Here is a 15,548-nt window from a genome sequence, read left to right as displayed (position 1 = left end):
GCATTGGATACGATTTTCCGGACACACAACACGGCCCTGGTGATGACATGATTGAACGGCACGCCCATCTTCGACGCGAGTTTTCCTCCCTGGCCCTTGTTTTCACGGCTATTTTTCTCGGGCTGAGCCTTTTTACCTTTTCCCCCGGTGATCCAAGTTTCAACCACAACATCGGCCACAACACGTCAATCAGCAATCAGGCCGGCACAATCGGGGCTTATTCCGCAGGCATCCTGGTAGATCTCTTTGGCCTGGGAGCCCTTGTCTGGCCCTTTGTCCTTCTGGGGGGTGGCATAGGGCTTGTCTTCCCCTGGCTGCGTCCATCTGGGTTGCGCACCCTTGGAGCGGCATCAACCTATGTTCTGTCGCTCGCATGGCTGTCCTTCCCCTGGGCCCTCGACACTCTCCACCTCGTCAACATGCACGGTGGCGGTTTTCTCGGCAGAACCCTGTACTCCGTGTGCACCACCTATCTCAAAAACTATGGGACCATCCTGGTTCTTGTCTTTTGTAGCGTCATCAGTGTGCAGGTATTTTTCGGCTTTTCGTGGACATCCATTTGCAAACGTTCACGGGCAAAATTCCTGGATATCTGGTACAAATATCTAGAACGCAGAACGCGGAAAAAAAAATCTGCCACCGGGCGCACCCATAAAAACGGACCCACGTCCAAACCACAGAACGACAACGCGGCCCAACCGGAACCACCAGCCGACAACAGTACAAAGAAGTCCCCCCAAGCCCCGGCCAGGGCCAAAGCCCCCCGGCATGCCGGAGAACAGAGCGGTAGACTTCCCGGCATGGAACTCTTGGATCCGGTCCCCGATTCCCAACCCAGGATCCCGCAAAGCCAGTTGGACGATCTCTCCAAGAGGCTGAAGGATTGTTTGGCCGATTTTTCCATCCAGGGGCAGGTCCAGCGCATCCAACCAGGGCCCGTGATCACGATGCTCGAATTCAAACCCGCCCCCGGAGTGAAAATCAGCAAAATTTCTGGTCTGGGCAACGATCTTTCCCTAGCCCTCAAGGCCATGGCCGTGCGCATTGTCGCCCCCCTTCCAGGGAAAGACACCGTGGGTATCGAGATCCCCAACCGAGAACGCCAGACCGTATACCTGCAGGAAATCCTTTCCTCGACCACATTCACCAAAACCAAGGCCAAAATCCCCCTGGCCCTGGGCAAGGACATCCAGGGGCAGCCCCGACAGGCCGATCTGGCAACCATGCCCCATCTCCTCGTTGCCGGGGCCACGGGCGCGGGAAAATCCGTGTGTTTGAACACCCTCATACTGAGCATTCTGTACAAATACGGGCCCGGAGAGATAAAATTTCTGCTCATCGACCCCAAACGGATCGAACTGGCCGTCTACGGCTCCCTGCCCCACCTGGTCCACCCCGTGGTCACGGACATGTCTTTGGCCAAAAGCGCCCTGGAATGGGCCGTATATGAGATGGAACAGCGCTACGAGGCCATGGCCAAGGTCGGGGTGCGCAATATCGCCACCTACAACCAAAAGCTGCAGGGCATGGGCAATGTCCGCCCCGAGGAACTCCAGGACCTGACCCCCTATCCGTATCTGGTGATCATCGTGGACGAGCTGGCCGATCTCATGCTCACGGCGGGTAAGGAGGTCGAGGTATCCATCGTCCGCCTGGCCCAGCTGGCACGGGCCGCGGGCATCCATCTCATTCTGGCCACCCAGCGCCCATCCGTCGATGTGGTCACCGGACTGATCAAGGCCAACTTTCCCTCCAGGATCGCCTTCCAGGTCAGCTCCAAGCACGATTCCCGGACCATTCTGGACTCCGTCGGCGCGGAATACCTGCTCGGCCGCGGGGACATGTTATTCAAGAAGAGCGGGGGGAATCTGACCCGTATCCATGGCGCGTTCGTGGATGACGACGAAATCACCTCCGTGGTCGACTTCTGGTCCGCAAAGGGAGACCAGGATTTCGACCTGGATTTCACCAGTTGGAAGCAGGAGCAGGAAGGGGCCGAAGGGACCGGAGGGGCAGGCAACGATATTGCCGACGATCCCAAATACGGAGAGGCCGTTGCCTTTGTCATGGACCACGGAAAGGCATCCATCTCACTTATCCAACGCAGACTCCGTATTGGCTTCAACAAAGCCGCCCGGTTCATCGAACAGATGGAACAAGACGGGGTCATCGGCCCCCAGGAGGGGAGCAAGCCGCGGAGCGTGATCAAAAAGTAATGACATTCAAGAAATTTCTTTCCCCCTCTCATCCCTCTTAACTTACTCAAATTTCACAAATTTCTTAAATTTTTGTAACCATTCAGCCACCAATAGCCCGGTCCTGTTTTGTCCCTCCCGGGAACGCCACAGCCCCATGACGAGTTATCGTGCTGAATAGTTATAAATTTCTTAACTTTTTGACATCTCTCAAATTTCCCAAATCCACAATAGTGGGACACCAATTGACCTGAATAGTTCATAGTAACAAGGATAGAGACCATGTCAGTACCAGAACCGGCCATCCGGGGGCATATAACCCGAACACTCCTGCAACGGCTTGACCAGGACGCCCAGCGCCGCACCGAGGCATTGAAGGACTATCTGAGCATAACCATGCCCAATCTTGACGAAAAGTCAGCGGCACACCTGGGCAGCCTGGTTCCGAGCATCCTCCCCGATCTCTACGCCAAATGGATCGACCTCTTTGTCACCCGCCTCTTCGAGACAGTGCCCAGAGACCAGCTCGAACTCATGTGCGACGGGAGCGAGGAGAACTCCGCTACCCTGCTCCTTATCTACATCATGTTCCTGGAGTCCGAGCGCATGGAACAACAGATTGAGGATGACCTCAAGGCATACGGCCTGGAGCACTCGGGCGACCAGGACACGGGAAACGTTGTGGCCGATTTTCTACGGGCCAAGGTGGATCAGCTGCGCAAATCGGTGGGGACACGGACTGACACGGACGGGAAGGACTGACAGGGACGGGGCACGGACCTTCACGGCCCCCGACGACAGAGGACGGATGGTGCCCGGGCGTTGTTGCAGCGCCACCCACCTAAAACATAAAACATAAAACCTAAGACTGAATTCCATGCATGTCATCAAAATCGGGGGCGGATGCCTCCACGGCAGGGAAACCATCGCACAGATTCTCGACCTCATCGCCGTCCACGGCAGGGGGCAGGTCATTGTGGTTTCTGCACTCAACGGGATCACCAACAGTCTGATCCAGGGCATGGAACTGGCCCTGGAGGACGAAGAGAATGTCCCGGCAATCATCAGCCGGCTCAAGAGCAAACACATGCTCGTGGCCAACCATCTCATCGCCTCCAGGGACAAACAGCTGGAATTCGCCGGGGATCTGTCCAGATCCTTGAGCCGGTTGGAGCGGCTGTATTACGGACTCAACTTCACCCGGGAGATCTCTCCCAGGATGCGGGACATCATCAGCAGTTTCGGGGAGCGCTTTTCAGCGGCCCTGCTCGCCTTTGCCCTGGAATGCCGGGGATGCAAGGCGACCTACAGGCTGCCGCACAAGATCGGGATGGTCACCGACGGCAAGTTCGGGGACGCAACCGCCAACCTGCCCCTGACAACGGAAAATTTTAAGGACCACCTCATCCCGGCCACGGGCCCGGACACGGTGGTCTTTGTCCCCGGATTCTTCGGGGTCAGCGAGGACGGCGATGTCACCACCTTCGGCCGGGGGGGGAGCGATTATTCCGCCGCCGTGGTAGCAGCCGCCCTGGACGCGGACAGCCTGGAGATATGGAAGGATGTGGACGGTTTTTTGAGCGCTGATCCCAGACTCGTTCAGGAAGCCTCGCTCATCCCCACCCTGTCGTACGAAGAAGCGGCCGAGCTGGCCTATTTCGGCGCGGCCATCCTCCATCCTCGGACCATCGAACCCGTGCGCAGAAAAAAAATCCCCATCACCATCAAGAACACCCTGCATCCCGAGGTCCAGGGCAGCGTCATCACCATGGAAAGCCCCAGGTGCCGCATGGCCGTCAAAAGCGTGGCCCACACCACCGACATCGGCATCCTCAAGGTCCACGCCTCGGGTGTGGGGGCCAGACAGGGCATTCTCGGCCTGGTAGCCAACCGCATCGCCGAGGCCGGGATCAACATCAAATCCGTTGTTACTTCTCAAACCTGCATCAGCCTGCTTCTGGCAAACGAAGATCTGGAAGCCGGACACAGGGCACTAGAGACCATCAAGCCCAGACCCTACCAGCGCATCGAAAAAGTGGACAATGCAGCCCTCATCGCCATCGTGGGCGACGGTCTGCTCAAGTGCAAGGGCATTGCCGCCCGGTGTTTCGGCGCGGTGGCCAAAGCCGACGTGTGCATCGAGATGATCTCCTTTGGCCCGTCCAAAGCAGCCCTGTACTTTCTGGTTCCCCGGGAAGACCTGGAAACAACGGTCAACGCCATCCACACGACGTTCTTTCCGGAAAACGATCTCGCAACCCCAAACAGCGACCAACAATGCCATGCAGCCTCCTGATGACAGAAGCGCCGAATATCAGTCCGTGGCACCGTTCTACGATCTGATCATCTCCCCCCTCCTCCTCCCTGAATACCGTACGGCCCAGACCATGGCGGATCATATCGGGGCAAAGACCGTGGTGGATTTGTGCTGCGGAACCGGCGCCCTGGCCAGACGTCTGGCTGACAAGGGCGCCATGGTCACCGGTGTGGATCTCTCCCGGGACATGCTCAAACAGGCCCACGCCAGAAACCACCCGAACCTGACCTTCATCCGAAAAAACGCCGCCTGGACATCCCTTCCCACTGACAACTTCGACCTGGCCGTCATCTCCATGGCCCTGCACGAAAAACCCGCGCCCCTGCGTGGGGCCATCATCGCCGAGGCCAGACGGCTCATCTCTCCCGCCGGGCACATCCTCCTCGTCGACTACACCCGTCCAACAACCCTGATCGGACGATCCGCCCGGTCGTTCGCCGCACTCATCGAACGGCTCGCCGGGAAAGAACACCATGCCCATTACCGCTCATTTATCGCCGCCGGGGGACTGGACCATCTGATTGCTCAAACCGGCCTTGATACCATCGACCGCCATACCTTCCACATGGGACTCATCCAGGTCTGTCTGACGCAACTGGCAAAAAGATGACCCAAGACAATGTCCGCACCCCATATACCATTCAGGATCTGTCTCCCCTCCACCCTGATCGAAATTTTCGGCAGGCGCAGACCTTCGTTTCCGCCCACCGGGCACAGGCATCATGCAGATGTATAAAATCACAATCCCCCTCCTTCTCCCCCTCCTTTGGGGGGTGCTGATCCATGCCTGCCCGGCGTATGCACAGGACCGGACCGTCCCCTATACGGCCAACCTGGAAGGCGCGCCCTCGGACAAAGCCGAACAGGCCATTCTCATAGCGGCCAATACCTTTTCCCGCGAGGATACGCCCCCCCGTACCCCGGCTCTGCTGCGCAGACGGATTGCCGAGGACATCCCCACCATCAGGTCCATTCTTCGGGCCCTTGGGTACTTCAAGATCCGCATCAGAACGGCGGTGGACATGCAAGCCTCTCCGGCAAGCGTTACCATCCATATTTTCCCAGGCCCTGTTTTCCGCATGGCAACCGTCACCCTGACGGGAATGCCCGACGATATCGACCTCTCCCCCCAAAGACTGGGGCTAGGCCCGGGCACCCGGGCCGAATCCTCGGACATCAGAAAGGGTGGAGACAAGATCCTCGCCCTTCTTGGCAGCCGTGGCTATCCCTTTGCCCGGATCGGGGCGCGGAATGTGGTGGCCGACCATGCGCGGGAGGTGGTGGACGTCCACTGGACCATCGAATCCGGTCCCCCCTGTACCTTCGGCCCCGTAACCATCTCGGGTCTGGAAAGGGTGGGCCCCTCCTTTGTCCGTCGCAACATCTCCTGGCAGCAGGGTCAGCCGTTCAACGCCACGGAAACGGATGCAACCCGGATGAAACTCCTCAAGACCGGCCTGTTTGGAACCGTTCGCATCAAACACGCACAAACACCCCTGGATGCCGGGGCTCTCCCCATGGCCATCACCCTCCGGGAACGGGTTGCCCGAACGGTCAAAACGGGCCTGGAATACGACACGGATACGGGTCCTGGTGCCACGTTTTCCTGGGAGAATCGCAATGTTTTCCATGGAGGCCAACAACTGCGCACCAGGGCAAAGGTCAATGCAATCCGCCAGAGTGCGGATGCCCGGTTGGTCTTCCCGGCTTTTTTCGGCCCCTGGCAATTGGCCACCGAAGGAAGTATCGCCCGAGAAGATACGGATGCCTACACAAGCCGAGCCCTCACCACAGGCACGATCATGGAACGTGAGCCGACCCAATGGCTGCGCACCGGCGGAGGAGTTCGCTACCGCCTGACCACCGTGGATGAGAGTGACGCAAGCCAGGAAACCTTCGGGCTGGTCTCGTTCCCGATTTTTGCCGACGCCATCAGGGCAAAGCCGATTCTCGACCCGGCCTCGGGATGGACACTCAAGGGGGAGACCGCCCCGTACCTGGATACTCTGGGACAGGACCTCTTTTTCTTGCGATCCCGTATCCAGGGAAGCGGCTATCTCCCGGTGCTGCCCTCCGGCACACTCGTCCTCGCCCTGCGGGGGACCCTGGGAACCATCGGAGGAACAGGCCTGCAGGACGTTCCGGCCGACGAACGGTTCTATGCCGGAGGGGGAGGTTCCGTACGGGGGTATGCCTACCAGAAAGCGGGCGATCTGAACGATGACGACGATCCCGTGGGAGGGTTGTCCAAGATGGAATGTAGTGTGGAACTCCGGGCCAAATTCACGAAATCCATTGGCGGGGTTGTGTTCCTGGACGGCGGCCGGGCCTTTGCCGATGCCGTCCCCGATGCCGCGTCCGACCTTTTCTGGGGCACCGGAGTGGGCCTTAGTTATTCCACCCCCATGGGCCCGATCCGTCTGGATGTGGCCTTTCCGCTGAACCCGCGCCCGGACATCGACGCTTCCTTCCAGGTGTATGTCGGTATAGGTCAGGCCTTTTGATGGGAACGGGAGCGAAGACCTTCAAGAACGAGTACCCTCCATCCGATACACCGAACTCAAGCAGCTTCTTTCCCGGGAACACATGAAACCATTCCCTTTCCCCGCGGCACTGCACCGCATCCTCCATACAACCTGCGTGGTCATGACCGTTGTGACCGCCCTTTGCCTCGGTCTGATCCTGCTCCTGACCACACAACCCGGCCTCAATCTGGTGGAACATGCGGTGAACCGATTCCAGTCAACGGTACGGATCAACAACGTTCGTGGTAACCTACTGGGAGAATTTTCTCTTGAACGGATAACGCTGGCAGACAGAAACGCTACCTGGCTCACCCTGCGTGGGATGGACTGCCGTTGGCAACCGTCCAAACTGCTCCACGGGGAGGTGCATATACCCAGGGTCCGGGCTGCGGAGGTCGATCTCGCCCGGTTCCCGTCCGGCCCTGCAACAACCAACACCGATGGAGCACCGGCACACCACAAACATTCCGATCCGCTGCCCTCTTTTTTTCCTGCCATCACCGTCAGCGAGGTGGGCATCGACCGGCTCCTGATCGGATCGGGCAACCGCCGAAAAATCCCCCCCCTGACCCTGTCGGGTTCGGCAACCATGCAATCCCTGCAAGGACCAGCCAGAGCCCGGCTGCATCTGCATCCTCTGCAGGAAGACGTCCCGAAGCTCGAACTCTTGGCGCACAGGGATCGGGGGATCCTGGGCTGCTCGGGCAACTACACCGATCCTCAGGGTGATATGTCCGGTTTTCTGGCGGGATATCCAGAGCCGTTCCCCCTGACCATCAGGTTCCAGGGGAAGGGTATCTCGTCGAACTACCAGGGTAAAATGGCTGCGGCAGCGCCCGGCATGGGTTCTGCCGACATGGACCTGGAATGGTCGGTGGTGGAACACAGGGGCAACCTTGGGGGGACAATCCTGCTGGAACCGGATGGCAGGATGGCCGATGTGGCGGAGTGGGTCGGGGAGAGGGTGGATGTGGATGTGGGGACGGACATGGATGAACAGGGACGGCAACTTGCGTGCAGGCTGAAAATTTCAAGTGGAAGGGGGACCCTTTCCGGAACGGGCAGGATTGGTCTGGAGAAACTGCGCACGGACGCAGACCTGGAATTGCGTATTGCAGAGCCCGGCCGGCTGGGGGAACCCCTGGGGATCGGTCTGGAACACCTTGCCCCCCTGACAGCCACTGTTACGGGAAGTCTGCCCACTCCGACTTTTTCCTTCTCGGGCGAGGCCGGTTCCCTGCAGGCAGATCAATTGCGTATCGGAAGCCCACGCATCACCCTGACGTCCACACCTTCTTCTGCCCGCACGAGCCTGCGGTACTCAGCCACCCTGCATGCCACGGCATCCGATGTAATTCTGCCGGACATCCTGCACACAGGAGCACTCGAGATCCATGGCGGACTTGGGGATCTGGGTGGAGAAAGCATGGATGGCCGACTGAAAATTTCGTCATCGCGGTTCACTGTGAACGGGTCCGGATCGTTTGCTCACGGCCCCGGCACGCTGGATGCGACATTTTCCGGCCGGGCCGAACCCGACGGCCTATTCGCCCCGGCCATCACGCCCCTTCCCGATTCGCTGGACCTTGCCGGAACGATCCGGGCAGACCTGTTCCAAAAGAGAGGAACGGTCGAACTGCGGACCGGACTCGGCCCATTCTCCAAGGGCCCGGTCCTCCTGGAGAGCCTGTTTGGTCCATCCAGTGATCTGACGGTTACAGCCGGAATCCGGAAAAACGAACTGGTCATCGATGCTCTCAGCCTGAATGGGACCCGGGTCCGAGCCTCCGGCAACGGCACCCTTGGCCTTGAGAACGGCGAATACCGGGCAGACCTGACGGGCCGGGTCCAGGCAGCGGCATTGGGCCGGGACCTGGCCCATATTGGAACGATTTCTCTGGAGTCAGGGATCACCGGAACCAGCGATCGTGTTTCCGGCACCCTCTCGGCATCTCCTGAAAAGGGTACGACGGTGTTCGGCATCCCTGTGGATGCCGTTTCCCTCAGTACCTCCCTGCACCATCTGGAAACGGCCCCCACAGGAAGCTGGGCAGCAAGCCTGACCACCCCTCCCGGCCCGCTTGACATGAACGGAAATCTAGACCTGACGAACGGTTTCAGCATTCCCCATGCCACCATCCGGGGGCTAGGCCTTGACGGCACATTCAATCTCACGCTCCCGAAAAACACCCCCCCAAAAAAACTCGGTTTCGATCTCGCGTCATCTTCCCTGGCCCCCCTGGGGACCCTTCTGGACCACCCCCTGCAAGGTTCGCTGAATATGCAAGGATCATACACCGATAACCAAGGCGCCCGGTTACTGACCCTCACGGGTTCTGCCCAGGATCTGGCCTATGGCGAAACAGGGAAGATCACGTCCCTGGACCTGAAACATCTGACCCTGGACCCCGCCCGACCGGACCAACCGGATATGGATATGGAAATCAAGGGATTCACGAGCGGGAGCGCAACCCTTGAAACGGCACGCCTTCGGGCAACCCGTCTGGTCGGGCGACTGGACATCGCCCTCGATGCCCAGGGAACCCGGCCGGCCCCACTGCATCTGTCTCTTGCCGGTCACACCCTGCCGGATGCAACAGACAGGTTCCTGCACCTGAGCACCCTGCAGGGGGCGTACAACGGACTTGCCTTCACCCTTGAACATCCGACCGAATTGCGCAGTAAACGTGAAATCCTTGAATGCGATCCCTTCGTATTGAACGTGGGAGACGGCATCCTCAGCGGACGGGGACACATGGATGCCGACACCATCAACGCCACCATGGATCTCGGACATCTCTCCCTGGCCTCGGCGCAGCTTCTGAGCCCGTTCCCCCTGCCGGCGGGCATCCTGGAGGGCACGGCCTCGATCACGGGTCCTCTTGAGCATCCCGGACTGCGGACCGATATCGTCATCGACAAACTGGCACCCATCCAATCGGATCAGGCCGAGGATATCCCTTTGGGAACCCTGACCCTCACAGCCGCAACAACGGCAGACCGGATGGATGCCTCGGGATCTCTCACGGGGCTGGGACCGTCTCCCCTCCACCTGACCGCAAAAATCCCCGTTGCCCTTTCTCTATGCCCCTTTCGTGCCTCGCTTTCCCGGACAGCCCCCATAACCGGCTCAGCACGGGGAGATCTCGACCTGGCAAAAATCGGCGATATCCTGGCCATCCCGGATCTGGATCTGGCGGGCGATGTGCGTTTTGACACATCGGTGTCCGGAACCATGACAGCCCCCGAGTGCGCCGGAACCATCAGCCTGGAACAGGGACGGGCCGAATACGTGCGAACAGGAACCCTTCTGGAACATGTGCAGGCCCTGATCCGGTTGGACGGCAAAAGCCTCCACCTTGCAACATGCTCCGCAACCGATGGCGAAGACGGCAGCATCGGAGCGGAAGGCCGGCTCACCCTCCCCATCAATGTCCCCCTGGCCTATGGTGTTTCGACCACATTGCACGGGGCCCGTCTGGTCCGCAGTGACACACTGACGGCCCATGTGGATGGGATCTGCCGGATGCACGGCAACGCAACGACGACATCCGTGGCGGGCACCCTGACCATCCCCAGAGGCACCATGGATATCTCCCACAACCCCGACCCGAACATGGTTCCTCTTGAAATCCGGCAAATCAATGTGGAGCCGGGATATGAGCTGGAGACTGGGGAGGAAGCCTCGCCCCCCGCACAGGTCCGTCTCGACATGAACGTGACCATCCCGGGCCGGTTCTTTGTGCGCGGCAGGGGACTGGCATCCGAATGGAAGGGCAGACTGCAGGTGGATGGAACAGCTGCAACACCGGTCACCGACGGAACCCTGGAATCGGTGCGGGGTTCACTTGCCTTTGCCGGACGGGAGCTGAACCTGGACTCCGGAGAAATCCAGTTCGACGGCGGGTTCCCGCCCAACCCCCTTCTAGATATCGTCACATCGACCGACATCGAATCCACAGAAGTTCAGATCAAGATCCAGGGTTCTGCCAAAAGCCCGAACATGGTTCTCGAATCATCCTCGGGTCTTCCGGAAGACGAAATCCTGGCCCTGCTCCTGTTCGGACAATCCGCCGCCAAACTCAACCCCATGCAGGCACTGCAACTGGCCAATACGGCCCGCAATCTGGCCGGAAGCTCGGGGAAAAGCGGGTTCGATCCCATGGAATTCGCTCGATCACTCCTTGGCGTAGACACCATCACAGTAGGATCTGACGACGAGGATGGAGAGATGCAGGTCGGCGTGGGCACCTACCTGACCGACTCCATCTATATGGAATTAGAAAAGGGGCTGACATCGGACGATGACGCCGTATCTGTAGAGATGGAACTAACCCCGAACATCGGCGTTGAAACAGAGGTGGGAACGGATTCCACCGGCAAGGCTGGGGTGTATTGGAAGCGGGATTATTGAAAAAACGGTTTTAAGTGTTAGGTTGTAATTGCTTCAAATCCTGTTCAAGCTCCTTGATGCTTTCCTCAAGCTGACTTTCCCGCTGTGATTCTTTGTATTCGTCATACTCCAGCGTTGATTTCTTCATCGCCATCTGATGGCTGATCTTGCCGGCATGGGTTAATAACTCGCGGCCATTGAGCTGAATAATCGCATCCAACCGTGCAATCCAGTCCTTCATATACATGGGCGTCTGCTGCTGCGCCATGGTCTCGGCAAAGGCGAGGTATTGTTCGACCAGCAGCCCCAGCAATGTAATTTCGTCTTCATTCAGATAATTTTTGGCGGTGCTTACATCCCCTTTGCGGACCGGTACGCCCTTTTTATCAAGGGACTGCATCCCCATCAGTGGCAAAGTAGCGTCCGCCCGGCGATAAACCAGCTCTGCCGCTGTCTGCCTGCTAATGGCCCAGAGCAGTTTGTTCTGTACTATCTTGAAAAACTCAGTGGTTTTTTCATCCTTTGGATCGTAGTCGATGCTGGTGGTGTAAATATCCTTGATCTTTTGGTAAAAGAAACGTTCAGAGAGCCGGATTTCCCGGATACGTTCCTGCAGCTCCATAAAATAGTTCATGGAACTGCCGTTCTTGAATCGGTCGTCGTTCAGGGCAAATCCCTTAACGATGTATTCCTTCAATCGTTGAGTCGCCCAGATGCGGAATTGAGTGCCCTGGTGGGACTTGACTCGGTAACCGACGGATATAATCACATCGAGATTGTAATACCGAACATCATAGAGTTTGCCGTCCGCTGCAGTTGTTCGGAAATTCCGAACAACTGAATTTTCATTAAGTTCGCCTTCCTTAAAAATATTTTTGATATGCTCGCTGACCGTAGCTTTTGATTTTTGAAAAAGTACGCATAGCTGCGCTTGCGTCAGCCAAACGGTTTCATTCTCCAGCCGAACATCAATTTTGATCCTTCCGTCAGACGCCTGATATATAAGAAGTTCGGAGGTATTCATGCCTCTCCCTCCAAACGTCCCAAATACCCCAATCCTTCCAGAAACCCATTCAACTCCCCAAGCGTAGCTTCCCTTTGCTGCTCAAGCTCCTGGCTACTAACCGCATATTTATTCCAGAGGTTTTCCACACCCTGAATCAAGGCCCGCTTTTCCGTGTTGAGGTACCGCTCCAGTTCCCGGCTGACAATATCGTACAGCTTTTTCAAAATGAGACATTTGGCTTCTTCGTCAGTCAATTGGCCGTCGATTTCTGCCATCAGGGCATCGGTTCGATCAATGCGTGCTTGCAGGGCTGCCTTGTCTTTTTGCAGGGCGGTAATTTTTCTCTTATCCGTCTTATTGCCCGCATCAAGTTCGGCTATGTATTTATCCACCTGAAAAATCAGTTCCCGGTTTTCCTCCGCGAATCCTTCAGCGCCCAGTCGTTTCAATCCGAGTTTCAGTTCCAGCTCGATGGTTTTTTCTTTCAGTGTCCCCTTGGCATCTTTAATTTTTTTCTCGATTTTCTTGATGGCGGCGTTCTGTTTTTTCAGCTCATCCAGCTCCCGACTGGCCGATAGCCCCGTGCTGTATTTTAAGTCATCGATGAGTGCTTTCAGCGCCTTTTTGATGACAGCAGCGCTGACCTTTTCGCCTTCATCCGGCTCGTAGGCTGCTGTTTCCTGGGCGGTTTCTACGGCTTCTGCCAACCCGCTTTGTAGTTCACTGATTTTGGACTCCAAGGCTTCAATGGTATCGGCCTCAGCCTGAAAAAATTCCGCAATCAGATATTCATCGGGGATCAGGGTATGGTGCCAGCCGGTGGAAACAATGGTTTTCAGGTCGTAGCGGATCTGCTGCCACCAGTTCACAAACACGCCCGCGCTTTTGGATGCGTCCAGTACGTTCAGGGGGATCAGTTTTTCCTTGAGCGTTGTCAGCAGTTTGAGACGGACATCCGGCATTTTCTGGCCGTTCCCATTCCCGTTATTCGCTTTTTCGAGTTGAGCAAAATCATTCTGTGCCACCTGCCACCAGGCTTCAATGGCACCGGCGTGGGTGGCAAGGGGCTGGATAACGGCAGGATCAGATTCGATGAGATTTTTTATATCCGCCTTATCCTGAACGGCTTCTTTGAAGGCGAGGTAGTTTGGACGGTTTGCTTGAAAAAATGTTTCAGCGGAGAGACCGAATCGGGCAAAGTCCTCATGCCGCGCCATTACCTCGTTCTCTGGAATGCCACCGATAAGATGGGCCTGCACATCTTCAGGTTCCGGTTCCGGGGTGTTATCGACATAGCGGCGAATGTTCAGGTTGCAGTCGTGTTTCTCGACAATCTCGGAGGTATCGACCAGACGGCTGTATTTGGGGAGTTCCTGCTTCAGAGTAAAAACGGTGTCGATTTTCTCGATGTCTTCCGGGCGGAGTTTGTTTTGATTCTTCCCCTCGGCAAATTCACGGTCTGCGTTGATGAACAACACTTTATCCCGCAAATGATCGGGTTTGTTTTTATTACAAACCAGCACGCACGCGGGGATGCCGGTGCCGTAAAACAACCCTTGGGGCAGGCTGATGATGGCCTCAAGGACATCATCTTTAATGAAAATTTCCCGGATCAGCTTTTCCTTACCGCCGCGAAACAGCACCCCATGGGGCATAATAGTCGCCATGTGGCCATCGCCCTTGAGGCTGGCCAACATATGCTGGACGAACATGAGGTCGGCCTTTTTACCGGTCTCGGGACACCATTCCTGGAAGCGGTGAGTAAGTTTAACGCCGGCCCGGGTATAATTCTGGGAAAAGGGAGGATTGGCCAGTACCCGGTCGAATGTGCGAATCTGACCATTCTCCAGAATCTGCGGGTCCTCCAAGGTATCGCCGTTTTCGATGGTAAAACGGCTGATGTTATGGAGGATCATGTTCATGTTGCAGATGGACCAGACCGTGCCGTTGGAATCCTGACCATAAAGCGCCAGGTCATTGGCATCCTGCCCCTGTTCTTCCACATACTGGTGCGCCTGAATCAAGAAACCACCCGAGCCTACAGTGGGATCATAAATCGTGTTCCCGGCCTGGGGTTTGACCAGCTGAACAAGCAGACGGACAACCTCGGCGGGCGTATAGAACTCGCCACCTTTTTTACCTGCGCTGTCGGCAAAGAATTTAATCAGATACTCATAAGCCGCTCCCAGAAGATCAGGGAATTCGAAATTATCGTTTATCAGGATAAAGTTGGGCTGATTGAAGTGATCGAGCAGGTCTTTCCATTTCTGGTCGGGAATCTTGGTTTTTCCCTTGATTTCATTAAAATTGATATTGTTTTTAAGGACTCCGGCAAGTGAATCATTCTCGTCTTCAATGGCGGCTATGGCCTTGTTGAGCATGTTGCCGATGTCATGTTTTAAATCTTTGAGCGCGGGGACCGTGTTGCCGTCCTCGTCCACCCAGGTTTCGTACCAGCGAGCCCGTTTCGGCACATAAAAAGTCTCGCCGTAGGACGTTTTCTCTTCAAGGAGTTCGTCGACCAGATCGGGTTGATCCTTCAGGTGTGCGAAGACGTCATGACGCAGCTGGTGCCGCTTCAAGTCAAATTCATCCGAGAGCCGTTTCAGAAAAAGCATCCCGAAAATGAATTCCTTGAATTCGGAGGCATCCATTTTTCCACGCAAAATATCGGCAGCTTTCAGCAGGAAGGATTCAAGCTGGGATAGCGTAATTTTCTCTTTGTTCAAAATAACTCCAATGAGGTATGATTGTATACTATGTAGGTATGCGGCGCGAGGAAAGGATGTCTGGTCGTCTATCTGTCATATTTTAACATCCCAATACAAGCCGTTTTCACCGCTTAGAATCGCCATGATACCGTAGGACCGGCGAGAAATACCCCTCTTTACTCATTTCGTTCAGAATGGGATACCAAAACCAGTATGGCAGGAAGCGAGATGTATTGGGGATATCGGCTTATTTCCTTCAACGAGTTGCTTATCTCTCGACGTGCTCAACCCTGGGGATGCCCCAAGGAACGTCGAACATTTCATTATTACCGGGAAGCAATATTAAAAATTTCGTAACTATTCAGCAGTCGATCAAAAGACGCGGGTCTTCTTAGATCGTC

At 56.6% G+C, this 15,548-nt stretch carries 8 protein-coding genes; 6 read left to right on the top strand and 2 right to left on the bottom strand.

Annotated elements, in window-relative coordinates:
- Positions 1 to 47: 47 nt before the first annotated feature.
- The 6 genes from ACY692_RS03110 (at position 48) to ACY692_RS03085 (ending at position 11,451) form a co-directional block, all read left to right on the top strand.
- Positions 48 to 2,216: a DNA translocase FtsK gene (locus ACY692_RS03110; RefSeq protein ID WP_462323875.1), complete on the top strand. Its 2,169-nt coding sequence runs from the start codon at positions 48 to 50 to the stop codon at positions 2,214 to 2,216.
- A gap of 261 nt (positions 2,217 to 2,477) precedes the next feature.
- On the top strand, positions 2,478 to 2,957 hold the full coding sequence (locus tag ACY692_RS03105) for a hypothetical protein (RefSeq protein WP_462323874.1): 480 nt from the start codon (positions 2,478 to 2,480) through the stop codon (positions 2,955 to 2,957).
- Between the two features lie 115 nt (positions 2,958 to 3,072).
- Complete coding sequence (locus ACY692_RS03100; protein WP_462323873.1) at positions 3,073 to 4,491, top strand: aspartate kinase; 1,419 nt, start codon at positions 3,073 to 3,075, stop codon at positions 4,489 to 4,491.
- Entirely contained in the window at positions 4,478 to 5,122 is a 645-nt protein-coding gene (locus ACY692_RS03095; protein ID WP_462323872.1) for a class I SAM-dependent methyltransferase, read from the top strand. The genes ACY692_RS03100 and ACY692_RS03095 overlap by 14 nt, the downstream gene beginning before the upstream one ends.
- 118 nt (positions 5,123 to 5,240) lie before the next feature.
- Positions 5,241 to 7,016, top strand: a complete 1,776-nt coding sequence (locus ACY692_RS03090; RefSeq protein ID WP_462323871.1) for an autotransporter assembly complex protein TamA — start codon at positions 5,241 to 5,243, stop codon at positions 7,014 to 7,016.
- 82 nt (positions 7,017 to 7,098) lie between these two features.
- Positions 7,099 to 11,451 carry a translocation/assembly module TamB domain-containing protein gene (locus ACY692_RS03085; RefSeq protein ID WP_462323870.1) on the top strand — a complete coding sequence of 1,451 codons (4,353 nt, stop codon included), beginning with the start codon at positions 7,099 to 7,101 and terminating at the stop codon, positions 11,449 to 11,451.
- Between the two features lie 10 nt (positions 11,452 to 11,461).
- Here the strand turns inward: ACY692_RS03085 and ACY692_RS03080 are convergent, their stop codons facing one another.
- Both ACY692_RS03080 and ACY692_RS03075 read right to left on the bottom strand, forming a co-directional pair.
- Positions 11,462 to 12,454, bottom strand: a complete 993-nt coding sequence (locus tag ACY692_RS03080; RefSeq protein ID WP_462323869.1) for a virulence RhuM family protein — start codon at positions 12,452 to 12,454, stop codon at positions 11,462 to 11,464.
- Positions 12,451 to 15,165 (bottom strand): type I restriction-modification system subunit M, encoded by a 2,715-nt coding sequence (locus tag ACY692_RS03075; RefSeq protein ID WP_462323868.1) that lies wholly within the window; start codon positions 15,163 to 15,165, stop codon positions 12,451 to 12,453. The genes ACY692_RS03080 and ACY692_RS03075 overlap by 4 nt, the downstream gene beginning before the upstream one ends.
- Positions 15,166 to 15,548 lie beyond the last annotated feature (383 nt).

This window comes from Desulfoplanes sp., from assembly GCF_054921335.1.
This window is presented reverse-complemented; position numbering and strand designations above follow the sequence as displayed.